The sequence below is a fragment of the Romboutsia sp. LXY-2 genome (genome assembly GCF_056171995.1).
In genome coordinates this window covers 263,561-288,362 of sequence record NZ_JBKFGI010000004.1, presented here as the reverse complement: position 1 = coordinate 288,362, position 24,802 = coordinate 263,561, and the positions used below count along the sequence as shown (strand labels likewise).

Genomic DNA, 24,802 nt, shown 5'->3' with positions numbered 1-24,802 from the left:
TAAATATCTTATATAGGTAACTTTTTTAATTTTGATAAAACATGAAACAAAAATGAAAATAATATGAAAGAAATATGAAAAAACTATTGATTAATATGAAAATGTATTATATTATAGACTCACGGAAAACGATATTTGTTGCTAGGTCAATATGTAAGTATATAAGACAAGTTAGCACTAAAGACAATTTTGAGAGGGGAAATTATGATGGAAAAAATATGTGTAATAGGTAGTCTAAATATGGATCTTGTTGTAAATGTTGAAGAAATGCCAAAGAAAGGTCAAACTTTAATAGGAAGTAAATTTAGAGAAATACCTGGTGGAAAAGGTGGAAATCAAGCAGTGGCAGCGTCTAGACTTGGTGGAGATGTATATATGATAGGGAAAGTAGGAAATGATGGATTTGGTGATAGCTTATTAAAGCAACTTAAAGCTGATAATATTAATGTAGATTATGTACAAGTCGAAGAAGGACCAAGTGGAGTAGCTTTAATAACAGTAGATAAAAATGCAGAAAACTCAATAGTAGTATCACCAGGAGCAAACTTCAAATTAACTAAAAATGATATAGATAAATGTATAGATGGAATAAAAGAGTGTAACACAGTGGTAATACAACTTGAAACACCAATAGATACAATAAAATACGCTTTAGAGAAATCAAAGGAGTTAGGAAAGTTTACAATCTTAAATCCAGCACCAGCAGTAAAGCTAAGTGATGACATTATACAAAATGTAGATTTATTAACTCCTAATGAAACAGAGCTAGAAATATTAAGTGGAATAAGTATCAACGATGAATATGATATAAAAAAGGCAGCAAATATAATGATGGAAAAAGGTGTAAAACAATTAATAGTTACATTAGGTTCAAAGGGAAGTCTATATTTAGATAAAGATACTATGGAATTCAAAAAATCATATAAGGTAGAAGCTATAGATACAACTGCAGCAGGAGATACATATACTGGCGCACTATCTGTTGCATTATCACAAAATAAGACTGTAGATGAGGCAATGAATTTTGCTTCTAAGGCGGGGGCTATAAGTGTTACGAAGGTCGGAGCACAAACTTCAATACCAAACTTACACGATATAGAAAACTATAGTTTTTAGTAGATATAATATATAGATTTTAAAATAAATATAACAAAATATAACCTTAGGAGATTGAATATGAAAAAGTCAGTTTTAATAAATAGTGAAATATCATCAGTAATATCAAAAATGGGTCACACAGATATGTTAACAATATGCGACTGTGGTCTTCCAATTCCTAAAAATGTAGAAAGAGTAGATTTAGCATTAAAGTATGGAATACCAAGTTTCTTAGAAACTTTAGATACTGTATTAGAAGAACTTTGCGTTGAGGAGATTATAATAGCTACAGAGTTAGAAGAAGTTAGCAATAAAATGTATATAGAGATTGAAAAAAGATTCAATAATATAAAAATAGCTAAAGTAGCTCATGAAGAATTTAAAAATATTACTAAAGATTCAATGGCTATAGTTAGAACAGGCGAATGTACTCCATATGCAAATATAATATTAAAATCAGGGGTAGTATTCTAATATATCAAAGATATATGTTGGGGGGAGAGAAATTCTCCTCAACATAATATTCGAGTTTAGATAATAAACAGAGGGGAAATATTATGAAGAATTTACAATATATTGCTAATAATATTAGAAAAAGTATTATTGATATGATTTACTCATCAAAATCAGGCCATCCAGGAGGATCTTTATCTGCAGTTGAAATACTAACTTATTTATATTTTAAAGAAATGAATTTAGATCCTAAAAATCAAAAAAAAGAGCATAGAGATAGATTTGTACTAAGTAAAGGTCACGCTGCACCGGTTTTATATGCAACGTTAGCAGAAAAAGAATATTTTGATAAAGAATTGCTAAATACATTAAGAAAGCTACACTCACCACTACAAGGGCACCCGGATAGTAAAAAGCTTGTAGGTGTGGATGTGTCAACGGGATCACTAGGTCAAGGTATATCAAATGCTGTGGGATTAGCTCTAGGTGCAAAAATGGATGAAAATGATGTGAGAGTTTATTCATTACTTGGAGATGGTGAAACACAAGAAGGTTTAGTGTGGGAAGCCTTAATGTCAGCAACTCATTATAAATTGGATAACTTAGTAGTAATAATAGATAATAATGGACTACAAATAGACGGTAAAAATGAAGATGTAATGAATATTTATTCTTTAAAAGATAAGCTAAAGGCTTTTAATCTAAATGTATTAGAAATAGATGGACATTCTTTTGAAGAAATCGAAAAAGCTTTTGAAGATGCTAGAAATACAAAGGGAGTACCAACAGCAATAATAGCTAAGACAGTAAAAGGTAAAGGGGTTTCTTTTATGGAGAATGAAGGTGGATGGCATGGAAGTGCTCCAAGCTTAGAACAAAGAAATAAAGCAATAGAAGAATTAGACTCAAAGGGGGTATAAAGATGGGATTAGCTACTAGAGAAGCATATGGAAAAGCATTAGTACAACTTGGTAGAGAAAATAAAGATATAGTAGTTCTTGATGCAGATTTATCAAAATCTACTAAAACAGCAGATTTTGCAAAAGAATTTAATGATAGATTTATTAATGTTGGTATAGCAGAGCAAAACTTAATGGGAATAAGTGCAGGATTAGCATCTTATGGAAAGATTCCTTTTGCAAGTACTTTTGCAGTTTTTGCCACTGGTAGAGCTTTTGAAATTATTAGAAACTCAATATGCTACCCAAAATTAAATGTTAAAATAGCTGCTACTCATGCAGGGATAACAGTTGGTGAAGATGGTGGTTCGCATCAATCTATTGAAGATATAGCATTAATGTCCTCTCTTCCTAATATGACAGTCATAGTACCAGCAGATGAAATTGAAACAGTACAAGTAATAAATGAAGCAGCAAAAATCAATGGCCCAGTTTATATAAGACTTGGTAGATTAGCGGCTAATGATATATTTGATTCTAACTACAACTTTGAAGTTGGAAAAGGTGTTATTGTAAATGATGGAAATGATATAAGCATAGTAGTTACAGGTATGACTACTAGCATAGCGATAGATGCTGCTAAAGAATTAAAAAATGACAGTATTAATGTCAGAGTAATTCATATGCCGACTATAAAGCCTATAGATGAAGAAATAATCATTAATGCAGCAAAAGAAACTAAATGTTTAGTAACATTTGAAGAACATTCAGTTATTGGTGGATTAGGTGATAGAGTTTGCTCTGTGACAAGTTTACATTCACCTGTAAAAGTAAGAAAGATTGGGATTGAAGATTGCTTTGGTCAATCAGGAGCACCATCAGAGCTTTTACAACATTATGGAATTACTAAAGAAAATATAAAAAATGTAATATTAGAAGAATTAAATAGAAATTAATTATTATAAAACAAAAACAACTAGGAGATTAATATAATGAAAATATTTATAGATACAGCAAATGTTAACGAAATAAGAGAAGCAGCAACATGGGGTATTTTAGATGGTGTAACTACTAATCCATCGTTAATAGCAAAAGAAGGTAGAGATATAAAAGAAGTAATTAACGAAATATGCTCTATAGTTGATGGACCAATAAGTGCTGAGGTTATAAGTTTAGAGTGCGATAAAATGGTTGAAGAAGCTTTAGAACTTGTTAAGTTACATAAAAATATAGTAATAAAAATACCTATGTGTATTGAAGGACTAAAGGCAGTTAGCATATTAACATCAAAAGGTATAAAGACTAACGTTACTTTAATATTCTCTTCACAACAAGCATTACTAGCAGCGAAAGCGGGAGCTACTTATGTAAGTCCATTTGTAGGAAGATTAGATGATATAGGAATGGTAGGAACAGAACTGATCAGTGAAGTATCGACAATATTTAAATCTCATAATATAAAAGCAGAAATAATTTCTGCAAGTGTTAGAAATCCAATACATGCATCTGAATGTGCTATGGCTGGTTCTGATATTGCGACTATAGCATTTAGTGTATTAAAGCAAATGACTAAACATCCATTAACAGATATAGGAATAGAGAAATTCTTAGCAGATGCTAAAAATATATAGTTATCATTAACAAGATATCAAAATAAGAGGTGATCTTCTTATTTGTAAATATATCATCTTTATGTCATTCATTATACCAATATCAATATAATTGTTATTGGTATAAATATAATGGGGGAGGCTAATGTAAAAATTTGTATTTTTATTATTTGTATGATAATATTAAAATTTTTTTATAAAATATCACAAATTATGTTTCTTAGTGATTATCATAATGCTAATATATATAATGTAATAAAAATTTATTTTTACATTTAGGTCAGTAATGAAATAAAGAGGAGTAGTGATATGAATATTTTATACACAATAGATAAAAGTTTATATGTAAATATAACGAACCAATGCCCATGCAGATGTGTATTTTGTATTAGAAACGAATCTGATGAAGTTAGTGGTAGTGGAAGCTTATGGTTAGAACATGAACCAAGTGTAGAAGAAGTAAAAGAGGCCTTTAATAGTTATAAATTAGATAATTATAATGAAATAGTATTTTGTGGTTATGGTGAACCATTAGTTAGGATTGATGAAGTTATAGAAATTTCTAAATTTATTAAATCACAAAGTGATATTAAAATTAGGGTAAATACAAATGGACTCAGTGATTTGATTCATGAAAAAGATACAGCAAGTATGTTAAAAGAAATTATAGATTCCATATCAATCAGCTTAAATGCACCTGATAAAGAAACATATAACAATGTAACAAGACCGAAGTTTGGTGAAAAGTCTTTTGATTCTATGCTAAACTTTGCAAAAAAATGTAATGATAATATAAATGAAGTTATGCTTTCAGTAGTGGATGAAATATCAGAAGAACAAATAAAGCTATCTTATGATATTGCAAATTCTTTAAATATTAAACTTAGAGTTAGGCATAAAAATTAGTTTGGATATATTTAAACATAATAAAAGAGTGATTGTTATATAAAAAACAATAACTCTTTTTTATGTTTAAAAAATAAAAAAGTTATATTTTTTTAAATATTTAATTTTATTAAAAGAATGTTAATTTTTCAAATAACAATTGACAGAAATAGCTGATATTTATTATAATTTAAAATGATTATGACGGTTCTTACATATTACAACAGCAACTGTCATAAAAGTAAAAAATCCGAGGTGAAATATGATACAGATTGAACAACTTAGAAAGGTTTATGACAATAAGTATGAGGCACTAAAGAGCATAAACTTAGAAATAAATGAAGGGGAGCTTGTATGTTTATTAGGACCTAGTGGTTGTGGGAAAACTACTATACTTAACCTAATAGCAGGATTGCTTGATCCAACAAGTGGGGATATAAAGTTTGATGGTGAGTCAGTAGTTGACAAGCATCCTAAAGATAGAAATATTGGTCTAGTATTCCAAAACTATGCACTATACCCTCATATGTCAGTACTAGAAAATGTAATGTTTCCACTAGTAGTTGGTAAAAACAAAAAAACTAAAGCAGAAGCTATAGAAATTGCTAAAAAATACATGGCAGTTACAAGTATTGAAGAATTAGCAAATAAGAAGCCTGGTGAAATGTCCGGAGGTCAGCAACAAAGAGTTGCAATAACAAGAGCTTTAGTTCAAAATCCAAAGGTACTTTTACTAGATGAGCCTTTAAGTACTTAGATGCAAGATTAAGATTAAAAATAAGAGAAGAAATAAGAAGACTAGTAAAAGAAATCGGTATTACTACAGTATTTGTTACTCATGATCAAGAAGAAGCTTTATCAATAAGTGACAGAATAGTTCTTATGAATCAAGGAATAGTGCAACAATTTGATGTTCCTCAAAGCCTTTACCTAGAACCAGCTAACTTATTTGTAGCTAAGTTTATGGGGAATCCAATAATAAATATCTTTGAAATGGAAAAAGTAGGAGATAAGTTAAAAGGAAAGGAATTTGAAATAGATTTAAACTTCTTAAATAAGGATAGATTTAAAATGGAATTAGATAAAGATAAGTATGTTGTTGGAATAAGGCCAGAATACTTTATACCTTGTGAAAAGGGTTTATTTAATACAACAGTAGAATCTATCGAGCTTATAGGAAAAGATTGTATCTTAAACTTTAAGGCAAATGGTGAAAATGCTAAATCTATTACTGAAATAAGTAAAAGTGTAAATGAAGGCGAAACTGTAGCATTTGACATTGATTACAATAACATATATCTATTTGAAGAGAATGGAGTAAGAGTGTACTAATGAAAAAGTTTAAATACAGAGCTGAAAATTCGCCTCAGGCTTGGTTTTTCCTTTTACCTGCATTATTAATAATAACGGTTTTTAATGTTTTTCCTTTAATAAGAACATTTATGTTGTCTATGCAGAAAGGGACACTTAATAACTTAGTATTTAATGGATTTAAAAACTATCAAATAGTATTACAAGATCCAAAGTTCCATACAGCGCTAGCAAATACGTCAACATATGCATTTATAGTTGTACCTGTAGGGTTAATAATATCTATGTTTATTGCAGTTACAATATACGAAAAAGTAAGAGGTAAAGATTTATTTGAAACAGTATTTTTTATTCCATATTTAACTAGTGTAATAGCTGTAGGTATAGTTTTTAGATTTTTATTAAATGGAGAATATGGATTTATAAACTACTTACTTAGTTTTATAAATGTTGGACCTATAAATTTCTTAGACAATCCAAATATGAGTATATGGACGTTAATAATATTTGGTATATGGTCAAGTTTAGCATTTAATATAGTAATACTACTTTCAGGACTTCGTAATGTTAATAAAGATTACTATAAAGTTGCTGATATGTTTGGTGCAACAAAGTCTGAACAATTTAGAAAGATAACGCTACCACAAATGTTACCAATAATTACATTCTTATCAATAGTTAACTTTATAAGTGCATTTAAGGTTTATGCTCAAGTATTTGCAATATTTAACGGTAAGGCTGGAGTAGCTGATAGTGCAACAACAGCAGTGTTCTACATATTCAATAAATTCTATGTAGAAAACCGTTATGGACAAGGTATGGCAGCTGCTGTTATCTTATTTATTCTGATATTAATATTCACTTTAATACAAAACTATGTATTAAAAAGAATTTCTAAGTAGGTGAAAGTATGAAAAAGATTAATTCGTTTTTATCGTATACATTTTTAATAATAATGGCGTTTATCACACTTTTCCCTTTTGTGTACATGATATTATCAAGTTTAATGACGTTCCAAGAGGCAACTAGTATACCGCCAACATTATTCCCAAAAGATTTCCAATGGGAAAACTTTAAATTAGCTATGGAGCAAGCTCCTTTTGCAAGATATTTCTTCAATACAGTATTAGTAGCAGGAGTATCAACATTAGGGACAATAGTAACGTCAGTGCTTGCTGCATTTGCACTTGTTAAATTAGATTTTAAAGGTAAAAATATACTTTTAATGGGAATGATAGCATTACTAATGGTTCCTTATGAGGTAGTTGTATTTACAAACTATCAAACAATTGCAAAGTTAGGTTTATTAGATAGCTATACAGCTTTAATAGTTCCATCACTTGCAAGTGTATTCTATATATTCTATTTAAAAGAATATTTAACGAGTATACCTCTTTCGTATTATAAAGCAGCAAAAGTAGATGGATGTAGTGATTTAGAATTTATAACGAAGATATTGGTGCCAATGGGTAAACCTGCATTATTTACAATGGGAATACTTAGTTTTATAAATGGTTGGAACTCATTCTTATGGCCTATACTTGTTACAAACTCAAAAGAAATGAGATTATTAAGTAATGGGTTAAGTGCCTTTGCTACAGAAAGTGGTACAAGTGTTCAACTACAAATGGCAGCATCAACTATAACAATAATACCTATATTAATAATATATTTCATATTCAGAAAACAAATAATAAGAGGAGTTGTTAAGAGTGGCGTTAAAGGATAAAAAGACAAAAATAACATTCCACAGTGGGGTTTTAACTATAGGTGGAACAATAATAGAAATAGCATATGAAGATAGCCATATATTCTTTGACTTTGGTAGTGAGTATAATCCATCACTAGAAATACAACCAAAAAATTTACAAGAATTATTAGATACTAATTTAGTTCCATATGTAAACAATATCTACGATCCAGCAATAAAATTAAATGGATATGAATCTAAGGAAGATAAATTTGTAAACAGTGCAGTATTTTTATCACATGTGCATCTAGATCATACTAAAATAGTAAACTACTTAAATCCTAGTATACCATTATATACATTAGAAGGAACAAAATCATTACTAAACACTTTAAATATAAATGATGATTTCTTATTCTCTCTAAATAAAAATGAAGGAAAGAATACTAGAGAAATAATAGGAACTAAAGATAATGAAGTAATAACTATTGGCGATATAAAAGTAAAGCTTATGCCAATAGATCATGATGCATATGGAGCATGTGGCTTATTAATAAAGACACCTGATTTAACAATAGCTTACACTGGTGATTTAAGAATACATGGTTATAGAAAAGAAGATACATTTACTTTCTGTGAAGAAAGTGAAAACTGTGATGTACTACTAATAGAAGGAGTTTCTGTTTCATTCCAAGACTTTGATGATGAAAACAGTGAAAAGGGAGTGAAAGACGAATTTGAATTAGTAGATAATATAAATAAAATAGTTAATGAAAATAAAGATAAACAAATTACATTTAACTATTACATATCAAATATTGAAAGAATCATGAATATCATTAAAACTAATACTAGAAAAGTTGTGTTAGATGCATATCATGCTTATGTTGTAAAACAGGCGACAGGATATGATGCTTATTACTATCAATTAGATGATGTAGAATATGGTCTCAATGAAGATATGGAAATACCTTTTGAAGAATTACTTCAAGATAAGGGGAGCTTTTTCTGGCAATTAGATTCTCTTGCCATTAAATATATTGACAAATTAAAAGAGGGTGGAATTTATATTCATTCAAATGCTCAGCCACTTGGTGAATTTGATCCAGCTTATAAGCCATTTGTCCAAGGTTTTGAAGATCGTAAAATAGAGTTTGTAATTGCATCTTGTAGCGGACATGCCCATCCAAGAGATTTAATTAAGATAATAAACTTAATTAAACCAAAACTACTAGTACCAATACATTCACTAAGACCTGAAAAACTATATAATGAATTTGGGGGAGTATTATTACCAGAGAAAAAACAAACAATTTAGGGAGGATGCAAAATGAAATTTGCAAAAAAATTATTAGTATCGGTTCTTGCATTAGGTCTTATGACAGGATGTTCAAATAGTGGGACTGACAAAAGTAACAGCGAAATAGTAACAGAATTAACGGCACCAGTAGAAATAACTTTCTGGCATGCAATGAATGGGGTTCAAGAAGAAACTTTAACTAAGTTAACAGAAGAATTCATGGCTAAGAATGAAAATATAACTGTTACACTACAAAACCAATCGAGTTATCCAGACTTACAACAAAAGTTAACAGCTACAGCTGCAAGTCCTGAAAACTTACCAACTATGACACAAGCTTATCCAGATTGGATGTTTAACGCAATATCTGATGGGTTAGTTCAAGAATTAGATAGTTATATAAATAATGAAACAATAGGGTTTGACAACTATGATGACATGGTTGAAGGATTCAGAAAAGCTACAGTAATAGATGGTAAAACTTATGCTATACCATTTAACAAGTCTACAGAAGTATTATGGTACAACAAAACTTTATTCGATGAATTAAATTTAGAAGTTCCGACTACTTTTGAAGAATTGGCTGCTGTTTCTAAAGAAATAAAAGAGAAAAAAGGTATAGTAGGAGCAGGTTTTGATTCTTTAAATAACTATTATACAACGTTTATAAAGAATGAAGGACATACTTATGATTCTAATTTCGATGTAACTAGTGATGCATCTGTTGAAGCTGCAAATTACTACTTAGATGGTGTTAAAGAAGGTTACTTCAGAATAGCTGGTACTGATAAGTACTTATCTGGACCGTTTGCAAATGAAAGTGTTGCAATGTATGTTGGTTCAAATGCTGGTGAATCATTCGTTAAGCAAGGTGTAGGTGATAAGTTTGAAGTAGGTGTTGCTCCATACCCAGCTGAAAACAGAATGCAACAAGGTACTGATTTATATGTATTCTCAAGTGCTACTCCAGAGCAAAAGACTGCTGCTTTTGAGTTCTTAAAGTTCCTAACTTCAGCTGAAAGTCAATTAACTTGGGCTACTGCTACTGGATATGTACCTGCAAGACAAAGTGTTATAGAGTCTGCTGAGTACAAGAATTCTGGAAGCTTAGTTGCTCCTATACTTGCTGATGCTACTACTGGATTATACACTAACCCTGTAGTATATGGAGCAGATGCAGCATACAGAGAATCTTCAACAGTATTAGAAGGAATACTTGCTGATACAAATACAGATGTAGCTAAGAAGTTAGAAGAATTCAAAACTACATTGACTTCTATATGGGAATAATTAAAAAAATCTTTTTAATAAAGGGTGCTATTTTAGCACCCTTTTAATATCACAAAAACATTTTAGAAAGGCAAATGTAAAATGAAATTAGCTATTTATCATACGAGTGATTTACACGGATATGTGTACCCAACGGATTATATTGAAAATCAAAATCTAGGCATTCTGAAAATAGGGAGTTATATATTGGAAGATGAAAAAAAATATGATGCATCATTTAAAGTAGATTGTGGTGACTTGATCCAAGGTTCTCCCTTTACTCATTATTTATCAAAAGAACCTAAAAAAAGCAATAAAATAATAGAAGGACTAGAAGCTATTGATTATGATGTATATGTAATAGGAAATCATGAGTTTAACTATGGATTAGAGTATTTTAATAATGCATATAGTAAAATATCGAATAAAGTAATAAATGCTAATATAGATGGGCTTAAATTCGAAACAAGTTCTTATAAGATATTTGACTACAATGGATTTAAAATAGCATTTATAGGATTTACTACATCTTTTATCCCAAACTGGGAAAATCATTCCAATATTGAAGGATTAAGTTTTTTAAATCCAGTTGATATATATGAAAAATATGAAGAGGAAATAAAATCAAAAGCAGATTTTATAGTTGTTTGTTATCATGGTGGATTTGAAAAAAGCTTAGACTCAAAAATGATTCCAACTGAAAAACTTACTAAAGAAAATCAAGGAAGTGAGCTATTAGAAAAATTTCCATCAATAAATATGGTATTAAGTGGACACCAACATAGATCATTTATAACTTCGATAAATGGTGTTGTATGTTCACAGCCAATTAACAATGGTCAAAATTTCTCAAAGATAATTATAGATACTGAAGCAAAAGAAATTAATTATGAATTAGTTGATGTGAGTAAGTTGAAAATAGAAGTAAATAAAGAGCTAGAAAATATATTTTCAGAGGAAAGTAAAAAACTTCAAGATTACTTAGACAAACAGATTGGCTATTTTAATGAGGAAAGTATTATTAAAGACTTATTTAAAGCTCGATTAGAAGGACATCCTTTCATAAACTTCTTACATGAAGTTCAACTTGATGCTTCTGATGCCGATTTTTCAGCACTATCAATATTTGATAATGCCATAGGATTTAAGAAAGATGTATCAATAAGAGATGTAATTATAAACTATCCATATCCTAATACTTTAAAGGTTCTTAAATTAAATGGTCACAAGATAAAAGAAGCTATAGAAAAGAGTGCTACTTATTTTGTGTTAGAAAAGGGCGAAATAAAAATAAATAGAGATTTTGAAGTACCTAAAAAACAACATTATAACTATGATATGTATGGTGGATTATCATATGAAATAGATTTATCTAAAGATTTTTATGATAGGGTAATATCTATAAAAAGAAATAATAAGGAAATAGATTTAGATAGAGATTATACTATTGTTATGAATAATTATCGTGCATCAAATACATCAATTTATCCTAGTTATGAAGGTGGAGAGATTGTAAAAGAAATCAATGTTGATGTTTCAGAATTGATAATTAACTATTTCCAGAAATATAAAAATGTAGAATTAATAAAAAACAGTAATTACAAAATAACATTTTAAGTTAAATCAGATTAAAGCCTAGTATAAATATTTAATAATTATTCTAAATAAAAAAGGTGAATACAATTGTATTCACCTTTTTTATTTGGAAATTTGTAAATTAAATTGATTATATATATTTTAATTAATATTATTTTTTAGCTAATTCTAATGCACGATTTAATACAGCACTTCCGTTACAAGTACCATAGTGCATCATGTTTATTACTTCTACAGGTATAGTGAGGTTTTGCTGTTTCTTCAGCTCTAGCCAATATAAATCTAACTTGTGGTCCTATTAGTAATACGTCACATTTTTCTATTTCATTGCTTATTTGAGATTCTGGTATAGCCCATATATTTGCTTCTATATTTTCTGCTTTTGCTGCTGCTTCCATTTTAGTAACTAATAAGCTAGTAGACATACCAGCTGAACAAGCTAACATTATATTTATCATTTTGTAATCCTCCTAGACTTGGTATATCTATATAATACAATAAATAAAAATAAGAAACAATAATAAAAATTTGAACGTTCTTATAAAACTAGAACTTGACTCAAATTATAGTTTTTGTGTAAATAATGATTACTTTAACGAAATAAGTAATTATTAGTAATAAATTTATTTTTATTGGATAGTTAAGTAAACATTAGACTTAGAAATTTATATATTAATTGTTTAATAGCCTAGGCATATTTAGCTTAATTAATATTACTTAAATAGTGAGAAAATTTAAGTTGAAAATGACGTAAGATGAAGGATATGATATGAATTATACAAAAATGAGAATTATTGTAGAAGCCGGATGTAACCATAAAGGTGAAATGGAAATTGTAAAAGAATTAATAAAGATTGCTGCTATATACTCTAAAGCAGATAATACAAGTGGATTTCTAGAATTTTCTAAAGAAGATATAGATAGTGTTTTGTCTGTTGTAAATCGAAGGTATGCTTATAGAAAATGGAATAAAAGTAGGAATTATTTCAGGTGAAAATACTGAAATAATAATGATACAGGAAGTAAATGATTTATGCTTAAATATTACACAAAAAAATAGTTAAATTCATATCATTTATTAAATGCTACTATTGTGGAGGAAAAAATGGGTAAAAAAGTTACTATAAATGGAAAATAGTAAACTGAGAGAGTAATAGGTCATGTTAATACAAAAGTTGACCAAACTGATTGCAAAAAAATTGAAAATAAGAACAACCCATATACTATATCTCCAGACGAAATAAATGCAATAAATCAAATTAATTTAGATCTTAATGTTTCAGGAGGCATGTTAAAAACACCACAACCAGATGAGTTTCTGGCGAGAGAATTTCGATTATGAATGAAGTATTAAATATAAATGATTAGAATCAAGATTAAGTTGCACAAAAACAATCTTGGATAAAGAAATTAGTAGAATCAATAAAAGGATTATTTACTAAATAATATATAAAGCCTCTAACTATCATGTTAAAGGCTTTATATATTTAGTTAAAAGATTAATTATAATTATTATATTTAAGATAAAAATTAATTGGTAATTTTTGTAAAATAGTAATGTAATGGTATAATATGAATACAGTGATTTTAAATAATAACTTAATTGCAATAGTAATAGGGAGGAAAATATGTTAGCAGATTACCATATTCATAGTAGTTATTCAAATGATTCAACATATCCAATGGAAGAGACAATAAAACAAGCTATAAAGTTAGGTATAGATGAAATCTGTTTTACAGATCACGTAGACTATTTAACAAATGACTTAAAATATGTAGCTGATTATGAAAAATATTTAGAGGAGTATAAAATATTAAACGAAAAATATAAAGATAAAATAAACATAAAATTTGGTGCAGAATTTGGGGTTCAAATGCATACTATAAACGAATTTAAAAGAGATTTTAATAAATATGATTTTGACTTTATAATATTATCAAATCATCAAATTGACGATCTAGAATTCTGGACTAATGAGTATCAGAGAGGCAAAAGTCAGCTAGAATATAATCGAGGGTATTATCAAGCCACACTAAATGTAGTCAATGAATACAAAGATTATAGTGTACTGGGACATATTGATATGATAAAAAGATATGACGATCTAGGTATATTAGAAGATGAAGCTTGTGAAGATATTATAAAGGAAATACTAAAGCAAGTTATAAAGGATGGAAAGGGGATAGAAGTTAATACCTCTTGCTATAGATACGAATTACCGGATCTTACACCTTCTACTAAAATATTAAAGTGGTATTATGAATTAGGGGGGAAAATACTTACAATAGGCTCTGACAGTCATACTGAGGAGCACTTAGGTTGCAAAATTATTGATGTAAAAGAGAAGCTAAAAGATATTGGTTTCAAAGAGTTTTGTACTTTTGAAAAAATGGAACCAGTGTTCCATAAGTTATAAAAATATTTTTATAATATTATAAATTAAAAGGGCCATACAAGAGCCCTTTTAGTTTTTTTGTTTATCTATAATATTATCAATAATAACTGCCAATGTTAAAATAAATGCTTCATCTTTGAAATTTATATCAACATAATAATTATCAGTGAATGCGAAGAACTCTTTATTTACCTCTGCTAATATTTTAGATCCGCAGTAAATTTTATAATTATAATCAAATAAGCTTCCCTTAACAACTAAATCTCCATATTTACTTTTAACATATAATTTATCTTTTAGAAATGTTATTTTTTGACTTATAGTTGCAACAGTTTTTCCATTTTCATATACTTCATAATTAGGCATAAGTGCGAGAAGCCTTTCTTTTACGGAGTATATAATATGATGATTTTTAATTATATCAAATTGTAGACCAAAAGTCATAAATTTATTATCTACAAAATATGCATCTTCTTTAAATTCATTTCTAATCCAAAAATCTTCTTTTATTTTGAAAAATTTTGATTTCATATAGTACTTCATATAATTCCCCCTTATTATGCTTTTAGTAATAATTATTATATACAACAATAGAAATTTTGATAATAGTTATTATATTCTTAATGAAAAAGATATTTAAGAGAGAATAGCTTTAGGCTTTCACATGTAATTAAAAAGAGAGGGTATAATATACTCTCTCTTTTTATGCTATTTACTAAATATTAATTTTTTTTTATTTTTTTCATCTTTGATAATAATAAACCATAATATTATTGTAAGCATGATGTTTACTATATTATTATAATATGCTGCCTTAGATAAGCTAATATCCAACATTTCAGAAGCGATTAGAATATAATTCCATAATGAATGATAGATTATTAAAGGCCAGATATTATTAAATTTTAGTAAAAGTGCAACAAAAGCAAATCCTAATAAACTAGCAATAATGACATTTATGATTGCATAGAATATGCTGTTTCCAGATAGAATAGTTGTAATGTGTAATATAGAAAATCCTACACTGCTGATTATCATAGAATAAATTAAAGAATTATACTTCCTTAAAGTATTAAGGAGTACGCCTCTAAAAATAACCTCCTCACAAAAACCTGCGGCAAAACTACCTACTAAAATTATTAATAAGTTTATCCATATTGAAATATTATAATGGGAACTATTTTTAGAAATTTCTATTATAAAAGTATTAATCATGCACAAAATTATTAATAAATGCGGCAAAAACAAGAAGAAGTATTTAATTTTAATTTTACCAAATCCAATTTCATCCCAATTAAAATCTCTTCTTATTATAAAAATAATGCAAGATGTAGATATAATTTGGACAACCAAGTTATATACTTGGTAATCATTACTTATATTTGAACTATCTAGATTATTTTTTAAAAATGTACCAATAATTTGAATTGCTAAATAAATTAAAATTATTTTATAAGCTTTTTTTTTAGAATCCATCATTTTCCCCTCACATAGTATAATAGTATAATTATACCATAGAATACCATTGTTCGACAAAATATCGTAGAAATAATGAATTTTTATATAGCGTTTTTATCTAGAAACAACTTATTATCAATATCGCTGAATATACTGTCTATACTAATATCATTGTTAGTAAGTATAGACATACCTAGGCTACAGCTAATATTAATAGATTTATTGTTATAAATAAACTTTTTTTCTTTAATGACTTTTTTTAAATTACTGCATATATCATAGGTATCTTCCTCAGAAATATTTTCAAAGACCATTATAAATTCATCTCCACCATATCTAGCTACCCATCCTGAGTTATTGATTGTAAAATCTTTAAATATAGAAGAAATATTTTTTAAAACAAAATCACCGCAATTATGACCATAGTTATCATTTACATATTTAAATTTATCAACATCTATAATTATTATAGAAAGAGACGTAATATTGGTAGTAAGCTTATTAAGTGAATATGGTAGTTTTTCATTTATATATCTCCTATTGAAAATAGAAGTAAGTTCATCAGTAACTACTAAATTATTTAAACGAATAATTTCATCTTGTAAATCTTTTTGAGAGAAAGATTCAAAAGGAGAAGAAATAGTATCATTAGAGATATCTTTTACTAACTCTACTACGTAAGTATCATTTTTAATAGTTATTGGTGCGGAAATTACCATATATAATTTATTATCAATTGTTTCAAATTTGGAAAAAGATTTATTTTCATTTAATGCTCTCATTGAAATGCAATTTGTACATTCTTTACCAGCTTTCCAAATATCAAAACAGTAATTTTCATTTGTATATTTTTTTTGGTTTTCATCCAAATTATGTATTGTTTTATTTTTAGCATCAACAATTCTTCTGATTCCAAAAATATTATCTAATATATTAACGCTATTTTCAAATTTGGCCACAAATACACCCCCTATATTATCTAATTATATCATATTAAGTAAAGACTCCAAAATAGCAAAATAATTTTATAAATTAACAATGGAAAAATATATTAAATATATAATATATTATTTAAAATATAAAAGATAATAATGCACAAACTATTGTTATAATTAAATGACATCAAAGGAGAATAATATGACTTATGCTAAAAAGATTATAACTTTATTTTTAATTTCCATGATACTTAGTACTACAACGGTATTTTGTGATGATAACATAAAGCTTATGCCAAGTGGAAATGTTGTAGAATTGTATATGGTACTTAAGCATCCTTATATAATTGAATGTTTAGATTGTAATAACAAAAAACTAGATAAAAAAGATATTATATTGTATATAAACTATAATGATGAAAAAATAACATCTTTAGAGAAAATTTATGAGCTTATGAAGTTATCGAAGGAAAAAATTCAAGTTAATTACTTAAGAAATGGCAAAATAAGAGAAAAGAAAATGACTACAGATGATTTAAGACTTTATAAGATAAGTGACCATTTGGCAGCTGCTGGTACAATAACTGCAATTGATGAGAGTGGAAACTATATAGCTTTATCGCATAATATAACTTTCAATGATTCTGAATTATCCATAGACAAAGGAATACTCTTGGAAACAGCATACGTACAAGAAAAAAAATCTAAAGATGGAAGCATAGGACATTTAGTTACAACATCAAATAGTGAAAAAATAGGGACTATAAACTCGATGACTAAATACGGATTACAAGGTAAATATGAAAATTTTGATTATACAGAATCAAAAGCTCTTGAAATTAGTAAGCCTAAACAAGGAAAAGCGTATATACTTTGCGAAACACCTATAACTAATGAAATCAAGTTCCATGAGATTGAGGTATTAGTAGTTGGTGAAAAGTCATCTAAAATAAAAATACTTGACGAAGATTTGATAAAAAATAGAGGTGGTGGAGTGCAAGGGATGAGTGGTTCACCAATAATACAGGATGGTAAAATAGTAGGGGGGATGAGTCACGTTTATTGTAAAGATGCTACTTTGGGTATAATTGCCAATATCCATAGCATGCTAGAAAAACCGAATATTAATGATTAATAAATATTAGAGGACTTGATAGATAATATCAAGTCTTTTTTAGGTATAAGAAATTTAAAATGGATCATATATTTTGATTAACTTATGCAAAAATACATAAGGCTTTTAGAAATAATATCTTATATTAGATTGATAAAAAAATATTATATATGTTAATTTTTTAACAAGAGGATATGATAAGTGCTATATAGAATAGAGACTATGTATGGCTATAAATCTAATAACAATAATTAGGGATTTTAATGAATATTTACAAGTTATGGAAAGGATAAAAACTATGATTAAGAATTATGAAAAAATGCCAATTTTGAAGACTGAAAGACTTACGCTAAGAAGGCTACAAGATGGAGATTTAGATTTATATTTTACTTCAAAAACTCACCCACAGGTAATAAAGTATTTAAATTCTCCAGTTCCAAGAACTAAGGAAGAAGTTAAAAAATATATAGAAAAAACAAGTAAGCAAATTGATAAAAAAAAGGTAGTATCATTTACTGCGATTACAGAAGAGGATGAAAAACAGATCGGTAGTATTTCTATCTGGAACTTTAATGAGGATGGAAGTGAAGCTGAAATAGATTATAGTTTACTTCCAAATTATTGGGGAAGAGGTTACATGAGGGAAATGCTTAATAGTATTTGTACATATGGGTTTGAAGATTTAGAACTAAAAACTATCTTTGCATATACACATAATGAAAACGATAATTCAAAAAAGTGTTTGATTAAAGCAGGTTTCAATTTTGAGTATAATGTTTTTGATCCAAGTATTGATGGTAATAGTAAAGTATTAATGTCAGTATACTCCATAAATAGATAAGTAAATCACTTTATGTTTCCATCGTATATTCTTCAAGCTCATGTCTTGTTATTAAAGTGACATCTTATATTGCTCAAAAGCTTTCTTGCTTACTATTAGTGATTGGTATCATTTGATTGTCTGAGTTATATATAAATTCTGAATTATCATAATTTTTTTACGCGTAAAAAAACATCGACTTAAAAAGTCGATGTTTTTAATTTTAATTAAAAGTCAATTTATTAAATATGATTAGAATTTATTTTAGTCTTCAACTAGTGCATTTAATTTCTTATCTAATCCCCATAATACTATACCGCATGCTATAACTACTAAACCTACTACAGCATATGCAGGAGCGAAAGAGAATTGCTCTAAGTATTCATATAAGTAACCATAAGCTTTACCAGCTATAAATATTGCAAATGGCCATACACCCATCATTAAACCTAATACTTTAGCAGGAGAGAACTTACTTATAAATGAGTTTCCAAGTGGAGAGAATACCATTTCACCAAGTGACATTAATATACCGACCATTACTATCCACATTAAGCTAGCTTGACCTTCACCTCTTATTACCTCAGCTAAAGCCATCACAGCAAATGATGCTCCAAGAAGTAACATACCTAAAGCAGTTTTTTTGAACATACTTAAATCACCTTTTTTAGACTTAGCAAGTTTACCCCAAACCATAGCTAAGATTGGCCCAAGTATTATACAACAAAGTGCATTTAATGAATCAAACCATGAAGATGGTACAGCAAAGTTACCTATCATCCAGTTAGCTTTGTTAGCATAATCAAAGTCTGGTCCCCAGTGATATAATACTGGCATATATGTTAAGTACCATACTACCCAGAATACGATCGAGAATATAGTAACAAGGATTATAGCGCCAACTCTAGCTTTTTCTTTTTTAGTTAATGGAGCATCATCACTTTTTTCAACTTTCTTATCATTTTTAGTGTTTGTTTCATTTACTTTGAAAGGTTTTTTACCAACATCTCCAAATGAAGCATTTCCACCTATAACAAACCAAGCAGTATCTAAGAATAGAAGAATACCACATATTAAGAATGTTGTTCCAAATCCAGCGGAGTAAGCTATGAAAGAAACGAAAGTAGTACCAATGAAAGAACCTATATTAACAAAAGAATATTGTAAACTGAAAGCTCCATCAAGATCTTCTTTATTATCAAAAAGTCTTCCATTTATACCAGACACGTTACCTTTAAAGAATCCAGTACCTATAGATACAAGTGCAATCATTAACCAAACAAGACCAGAAGAAGATTGAAGAGATGCTTGCCATCCACATACGTATCCTAGTCCCATAAGTATTGTTCCTATAGGAACACATAACCTTGGACTTAACCATTTATCAGCAATGAACCCACCTAGTATAGGTGTTAAGTAAGTAAATGCAACTAAGTTAGCCGTCATTTTCGCACCATCAGCAGGCGTAAGTCCTAGACCTCCAGAAGCAACAGAAGCAACTATAAAAACTCCTATTAGCCATTTAGAAGAGTAGAATGCCATACGTTCAAATGTGAAAGATAAGGCACATACATAAAATCCAAAAGGATATTTCTTTTTATTTTTTACAGCACTTTCCATAATTATCCCCCAATATATTTAATTTACAAAGTATATACTTAAACAAAATTTTTATATGTTTAAGTTTATTGAGCTTTTAACTAATTAGATGTCAAATTATATTTCTCTTGTATATTTTTTTAGCCATTCTTTCTCTTCGTCAGTAAGGGCTGGTGATACTTTTTCATATACAAATTTATGATACTTATTTAAGTAATCACGTTCTGCTTTAGTCATTTGTTCTGGGTCTATTGCATCTAAATCGATAGGAGCAACAGTTACAGGCTCAAAGTTCATAAATTGTCCGTGTTCGTTTTTATCAGAATATTTAATTTCAAGTTCATTTTCTATTCTTATACCATGTGAACCTTCAATGTAAATACCTGGTTCGTTAGTAAGTACCATTCCTGCTTCCATAGTAGCAGTTTCATTTTTAGAAGGTACTACTTGCCATCTAAATCCTGCAGGACCTTCATGAATGTTTAATAAATATCCTACACCATGTCCAGTACCACATTTGTAATCGATTCCTAGTTGCCAAATCGGATTTCTTGCTAAAATATCTAGGTTATATCCTTTACAGCCGTATAAGAATTTAGCCATAGATAAGTTAATCATTCCTCTAGCAACTGCAGTGAAATGAGTTTTTAATTCATCGCTTATTGGTCCAAGAGCAAGTGTTCTTGTAATATCAGTTGTTCCCTCAAGATAATTTCCACCAGTGTCAGTTAGATATAAGTGCTCTGGTTGTAACTTGTATTCAATATCTTTTGTTGCACTATAGTGCATCATAGCTGCATGATCTTTATATGCAGATATAGGAGCAAAGCTAGCCCCGATATAACCTTCTTGCTCAGAACGGAATGATTCCAATTTGTCTGAAGCACTGATTTCAGAGATTTCAACTTTTCCAATATTTTGCTTTAACCAATACATGAATTTAGTGAAAGCTATACCATCTTTAATATGACTTTCTCTAATATTTCTTAACTCAGTTTCATTTTTTATTGCTTTAAAAAGAATTGTAGGATTTGCATTTTCTACTTTTCTAGATTCAGCTGGTATATTGTTGTATATTGCATAGTTAATTTTTCTTGGATCAATTAAGATAGTGTCTGCATCATTAAATCCTTTTACAAACTCGTATATATGGTTGTAGTTATGGATTTGAACATTTTCTTTTGCAAACTCAGCTTTGATTTCAGAAGTTAACTTACTTTCGTCTATAAATAAATGTACATTATTTAATGTAACCACTGCATAAGCAAGTACTAGTGGAGAGTAGGCTACATCCTCACCTCTGATGTTTGTAAGCCAACATATATCATCTAAAGATGTTATAATATGAGCGTTGGTACCTTCTTTAATCATACTTTCTCTAACACGTTTTAATTTTGATGAGAAGCTTTCACCAGCAAATTTAGTGTCTAGAAGAAAAGCAGGTTTGTCAGACAATAAAGGTCTATCATTCCAAATAAGATCAACTAAGTCCTCGCTATAAGCGATAGTTATATTCTTGTGGGCAAGAACATCTTCAAAGGATTGACCTTCTTGAACGGCAATTACTCTCCCGTCAAAACCTAGTATTCCGTTTTCAGGCATTTTAGAAGCCAAGAACTCTTCAATAGTAGGAACCCCAGGTTCACCCATTCTATAAAGTGTTATTTTGCTTCCTTTTAATTGGTTATCAGCCTGGATGAAATATCTCCCATCTGTCCATAAACCAGCTTCATCTTTAGTAACTACTACAGTTCCAGCAGAACCTGTAAAACCTGAAATGAATGCTCTAGCTTTAAAATAATCCCCAACATATTCACTTTGATGATTATCTGCTGACGGTACAATGTAAGCATCAATATTTCTGTCAGCCATTAAATCTCTTAATTTTGATAAATTTTCAACAATATTCAAAATCAGAACCCCCTTTATGTAAAAAAATTATCCCACAATGCAAATGTATCAGAAAAGGTTTTTTACGTCAATCGAAAAAGAGTTTTTTTGACAAAATATTCATTACAATGAAAAAACGTTCATAAAAATGAAAAATGTAAAAATTTATAATATTCCTTTATTGACGTAGAAAATTTAACAAGATATAATCAAGTTGTAAGTAAAAAGGGAATGTTTTACTTGGTATATTTAGGAATATTCAGAAAATAACAAAAATTCAAGGGGGATATGTTATGAAAATAGAAAGAATTAACAGAGTTCTAGAATTAATGAAGCAAGAAGAACTTAATCAAATGATAGTTGCAAATCCAGCTGCAATTTTTTACCTAACAGGAAAATGGGTTCATCCAGGTGAAAGATTATGGGCTTTATATCTTAATGCTAATGGAGAACATAGATTATTTAATAATGAATTATTCCCAATAACAGAAGATTTAGGTGTGGAAATCGTTTGGTACAATGATACACAAGACCCAATAAGTAAGATGATACCGTTTGTGGATCAAAATGCTCCAATAGGTATAGATGGAGAGTGGCCATCAAAGTTTTTAATAAGATTAATGGATCAAAGTTCTATATCAACAATTAAGAATGGTTCTTTAATAGTAGATAGAGTTAGAATGCAAAAAGATGAAGAAGAAAAAGAGTTAATGAGAACAGCTTCAAGACTTAACGATATGGCTATGGAAAGACTTCAAGCAGAAGTTAAGGAAGGTGTAACTGAAAAAGAACTTATGAATAAACTTCAAGCTATATATGAAGACTTAGGAACTGAAGGGTTTAGTTTCTCACCAATAATAGGATTTGGAGCAAATGCTGCTGACCCTCATTATTCAACAGGAAATGCTGTTGTTAAAGCAGGAGATTCAATAGTTTTAGATATAGGATGTGCAAAAGATTCATATGTTTCAGATATGACTAGAACAGTATTCTTTAAAGAAGCATCTGAAAAAGGTAAAGAAATATATGAAATAGTTAAAGAAGCACAAGCTAGAGCAGTAGCTGCTGTTAAGCCAGGTGTAAGATTCTGTGATATAGATGCTGCAGCTAGAGATTACATAACTGAAAAAGGATACGGAAAGTACTTTACTCATAGAACAGGTCACTCTATAGGTATAGAAGTTCATGATTTCGGCGATGTCTCTGCTGTAAATACTGATGAATTAAAGCCTGGAATGATATTCTCTATAGAACCAGGTATATACTTAGGTGGAGAAGTTGGAGTTAGAATAGAAGATTTAGTAATAGTAACTGAAGATGGTTGCGAAAACTTAAATAAAGTTTCTAAAGAATTAAAAATAGTAGGATAATAATAAATAGTTTACTTATACAACAGCCTATATCTATGAAATAAGGATATGGGCTGTTAATTTTATAGAATAATATTTTAAAATAACTTATATTAAAAAGATTATATATTAAATAAAAATACTTAATTTCGGCATTTATAGAGGAAAAAATTAACATTCAATGGAACTATTGATTTTTAACACCACCTTGTTGATAGTATTATTATTGCTAAGGATAATAATACTAAAAGAGGAATTATTACAATTACTTCTGAAAATATAGAGATTACTATTTAATCTGTTATGTTACATATGAAAGATGATAAGTTAGTAGCTATACTTGATAGATGGATGAACGGTAATTTTTATAATGCTACTATCATTTGACTATAAACTCTCTTATAATTACGATAGGAGAGTTTTAATTTTTACAATATAAAGGTAATGAAAAATTGCTGTAGAATTACTTTTATATAAGAATATTAATTTGCCTATAGGAGGTAAATATGGAGTCTATCAATATTGGAATAATAATTCAAAGACAAGATGGAAAAATACTCTTAAATAATGACAATTACTATATTGAGTCTAAAATTGATTCTAAAGATGATATTTACATAATTATAGAAAGTATATTAGTGAAGGAAATAGGAATAAAGCTATTCAAAATTAGAAGGGAATATAGTGAGATTAATCAATATATAAATGACAACCCTTTTCAAAAGGAAAATAATATAAATAAAATGTTTTTAGTTGAAGTATGCATCTACAACGAATACTACAACTTTGTAACTAAAGAAGAAATCTATGATATCTTGTATAACTGCCCACAAAAGTTTTTTTTTTAGAAATATATAATAAGATACTTTAAATATAAAGAATTTATTCAGTGTATTTTTACTTCAACTCTTATAATATTAACAACAGTTATAATAGTGGGAGATATTGGTATAGGTTTTAATAATAATTTTATAAAAATCTTAATTATATTATTAATAGTTGCAGTAGCCATATTTTATTTAATACTAATTCCTGAATTAGCTACACGCATACTAGACTATATAATAAATGACAATATATTGAAATATTCAAACATATCCTCATTAACTATTGGACTAATTTCAATAGTA

The 24,802-nt window shown here is 28.5% G+C and carries 25 protein-coding genes; 19 read left to right on the top strand and 6 right to left on the bottom strand.

Going from position 1 to position 24,802, the window contains the following annotated elements:
• Nucleotides 1-207 precede the first annotated feature (207 nt).
• From rbsK to ACI48P_RS09640, 13 genes are all read left to right on the top strand, one after another.
• A complete protein-coding gene (rbsK, locus tag ACI48P_RS09700) occupies nt 208-1,116 on the top strand; it encodes a ribokinase (RefSeq protein WP_475215123.1) in 909 nt (302 codons plus the stop codon).
• 60 nt (nt 1,117-1,176) lie between these two features.
• Nucleotides 1,177-1,572 carry a D-ribose pyranase gene (gene rbsD / locus ACI48P_RS09695; RefSeq protein ID WP_475215121.1) on the top strand — a complete coding sequence of 132 codons (396 nt, stop codon included), beginning with the start codon at nt 1,177-1,179 and terminating at the stop codon, nt 1,570-1,572.
• Between the two features lie 83 nt (nt 1,573-1,655).
• Nucleotides 1,656-2,471 carry a transketolase gene (locus ACI48P_RS09690; protein WP_475215118.1) on the top strand — a complete coding sequence of 272 codons (816 nt, stop codon included), beginning with the start codon at nt 1,656-1,658 and terminating at the stop codon, nt 2,469-2,471.
• A gap of 2 nt (nt 2,472-2,473) precedes the next feature.
• Nucleotides 2,474-3,406, top strand: coding sequence for a transketolase family protein (locus ACI48P_RS09685; RefSeq protein ID WP_475215116.1), 933 nt, complete (start codon nt 2,474-2,476; stop codon nt 3,404-3,406).
• Between the two features lie 36 nt (nt 3,407-3,442).
• Nucleotides 3,443-4,081: a fructose-6-phosphate aldolase gene (gene fsa, locus ACI48P_RS09680; RefSeq protein ID WP_475215114.1), complete on the top strand. Its 639-nt coding sequence runs from the start codon at nt 3,443-3,445 to the stop codon at nt 4,079-4,081.
• 288 nt (nt 4,082-4,369) lie between these two features.
• Entirely contained in the window at nt 4,370-4,966 is a 597-nt protein-coding gene (locus ACI48P_RS09675) for a TIGR04100 family radical SAM protein (protein ID WP_475215112.1), read from the top strand.
• 241 nt (nt 4,967-5,207) lie between these two features.
• Nucleotides 5,208-5,702, top strand: coding sequence for an ABC transporter ATP-binding protein (locus tag ACI48P_RS09670; protein ID WP_475215111.1), 495 nt, complete (start codon nt 5,208-5,210; stop codon nt 5,700-5,702).
• 125 nt (nt 5,703-5,827) lie between these two features.
• A complete protein-coding gene (locus ACI48P_RS09665) occupies nt 5,828-6,277 on the top strand; it encodes an ATP-binding cassette domain-containing protein (protein WP_475215110.1) in 450 nt (149 codons plus the stop codon).
• Nucleotides 6,277-7,158, top strand: a complete 882-nt coding sequence (locus tag ACI48P_RS09660) for a carbohydrate ABC transporter permease (RefSeq protein ID WP_475215109.1) — start codon at nt 6,277-6,279, stop codon at nt 7,156-7,158. The genes ACI48P_RS09665 and ACI48P_RS09660 overlap by 1 nt, the downstream gene beginning before the upstream one ends.
• 8 nt (nt 7,159-7,166) lie before the next feature.
• Nucleotides 7,167-7,985, top strand: coding sequence for a carbohydrate ABC transporter permease (locus tag ACI48P_RS09655; protein WP_475215108.1), 819 nt, complete (start codon nt 7,167-7,169; stop codon nt 7,983-7,985).
• The gene (locus ACI48P_RS09650; protein ID WP_475215107.1) at nt 7,969-9,264 is read left to right on the top strand and encodes an MBL fold metallo-hydrolase; all 1,296 of its coding nucleotides are present in this window, start codon (nt 7,969-7,971) and stop codon (nt 9,262-9,264) included. Before ACI48P_RS09655 ends, ACI48P_RS09650 begins: the two co-directional genes overlap by 17 nt.
• 12 nt (nt 9,265-9,276) lie before the next feature.
• Complete coding sequence (locus ACI48P_RS09645) at nt 9,277-10,536, top strand: ABC transporter substrate-binding protein (protein ID WP_475215106.1); 1,260 nt, start codon at nt 9,277-9,279, stop codon at nt 10,534-10,536.
• An 81-nt stretch (nt 10,537-10,617) separates the two neighbouring features.
• Nucleotides 10,618-12,132, top strand: a complete 1,515-nt coding sequence (locus ACI48P_RS09640) for a bifunctional metallophosphatase/5'-nucleotidase (protein WP_475215105.1) — start codon at nt 10,618-10,620, stop codon at nt 12,130-12,132.
• 176 nt (nt 12,133-12,308) lie between these two features.
• Here the strand turns inward: ACI48P_RS09640 and ACI48P_RS09635 are convergent, their stop codons facing one another.
• On the bottom strand, nt 12,309-12,569 hold the full coding sequence (locus tag ACI48P_RS09635) for a PTS sugar transporter subunit IIB (protein ID WP_475215104.1): 261 nt from the start codon (nt 12,567-12,569) through the stop codon (nt 12,309-12,311).
• A 311-nt stretch (nt 12,570-12,880) separates the two neighbouring features.
• On the opposite strand from ACI48P_RS09635, the gene ACI48P_RS09630 reads away from it, so the two are divergent.
• Nucleotides 12,881-13,105, top strand: a complete 225-nt coding sequence (locus ACI48P_RS09630; protein WP_475215103.1) for a hypothetical protein — start codon at nt 12,881-12,883, stop codon at nt 13,103-13,105.
• 634 nt (nt 13,106-13,739) lie between these two features.
• Nucleotides 13,740-14,528 carry a histidinol-phosphatase HisJ family protein gene (locus tag ACI48P_RS09625; protein ID WP_475215102.1) on the top strand — a complete coding sequence of 263 codons (789 nt, stop codon included), beginning with the start codon at nt 13,740-13,742 and terminating at the stop codon, nt 14,526-14,528.
• Between the two features lie 48 nt (nt 14,529-14,576).
• On the opposite strand, the gene ACI48P_RS09620 is transcribed toward ACI48P_RS09625, so the two are convergent.
• The 3 genes from ACI48P_RS09620 to ACI48P_RS09610 all read right to left on the bottom strand — a co-directional run bounded on the left by ACI48P_RS09620 (nt 14,577) and on the right by ACI48P_RS09610 (nt 16,924).
• A complete protein-coding gene (locus ACI48P_RS09620) occupies nt 14,577-15,050 on the bottom strand; it encodes an LURP-one-related/scramblase family protein (protein ID WP_475215101.1) in 474 nt (157 codons plus the stop codon).
• Between the two features lie 165 nt (nt 15,051-15,215).
• The gene (locus tag ACI48P_RS09615; RefSeq protein ID WP_475215100.1) at nt 15,216-15,983 is read right to left on the bottom strand and encodes a CPBP family intramembrane glutamic endopeptidase; all 768 of its coding nucleotides are present in this window, start codon (nt 15,981-15,983) and stop codon (nt 15,216-15,218) included.
• 83 nt (nt 15,984-16,066) lie between these two features.
• The gene (locus ACI48P_RS09610; protein ID WP_475215099.1) at nt 16,067-16,924 is read right to left on the bottom strand and encodes a GGDEF domain-containing protein; all 858 of its coding nucleotides are present in this window, start codon (nt 16,922-16,924) and stop codon (nt 16,067-16,069) included.
• 178 nt (nt 16,925-17,102) lie between these two features.
• On the opposite strand from ACI48P_RS09610, the gene ACI48P_RS09605 reads away from it, so the two are divergent.
• The gene (locus tag ACI48P_RS09605; protein ID WP_475215098.1) at nt 17,103-18,035 is read left to right on the top strand and encodes a SpoIVB peptidase S55 domain-containing protein; all 933 of its coding nucleotides are present in this window, start codon (nt 17,103-17,105) and stop codon (nt 18,033-18,035) included.
• Between the two features lie 205 nt (nt 18,036-18,240).
• Entirely contained in the window at nt 18,241-18,855 is a 615-nt protein-coding gene (locus ACI48P_RS09600; protein WP_475215097.1) for a GNAT family N-acetyltransferase, read from the top strand.
• 243 nt (nt 18,856-19,098) lie between these two features.
• Here ACI48P_RS09600 and ACI48P_RS09595 read toward each other — a convergent pair whose 3' ends face one another.
• Nucleotides 19,099-20,454 (bottom strand): peptide MFS transporter, encoded by a 1,356-nt coding sequence (locus ACI48P_RS09595; RefSeq protein ID WP_475215096.1) that lies wholly within the window; start codon nt 20,452-20,454, stop codon nt 19,099-19,101.
• Nucleotides 20,455-20,550: 96 nt separating this feature from the next.
• A complete protein-coding gene (locus ACI48P_RS09590; RefSeq protein ID WP_475215095.1) occupies nt 20,551-22,344 on the bottom strand; it encodes an aminopeptidase P family protein in 1,794 nt (597 codons plus the stop codon).
• Between the two features lie 272 nt (nt 22,345-22,616).
• Here ACI48P_RS09590 and ACI48P_RS09585 point away from each other — a divergent pair, with 272 nt between their 5' ends.
• A complete protein-coding gene (locus tag ACI48P_RS09585; RefSeq protein WP_475215094.1) occupies nt 22,617-23,693 on the top strand; it encodes a M24 family metallopeptidase in 1,077 nt (358 codons plus the stop codon).
• Nucleotides 23,694-24,178: 485 nt separating this feature from the next.
• Nucleotides 24,179-24,520: a hypothetical protein gene (locus ACI48P_RS09580; RefSeq protein WP_475215093.1), complete on the top strand. Its 342-nt coding sequence runs from the start codon at nt 24,179-24,181 to the stop codon at nt 24,518-24,520.
• Nucleotides 24,521-24,802 lie beyond the last annotated feature (282 nt).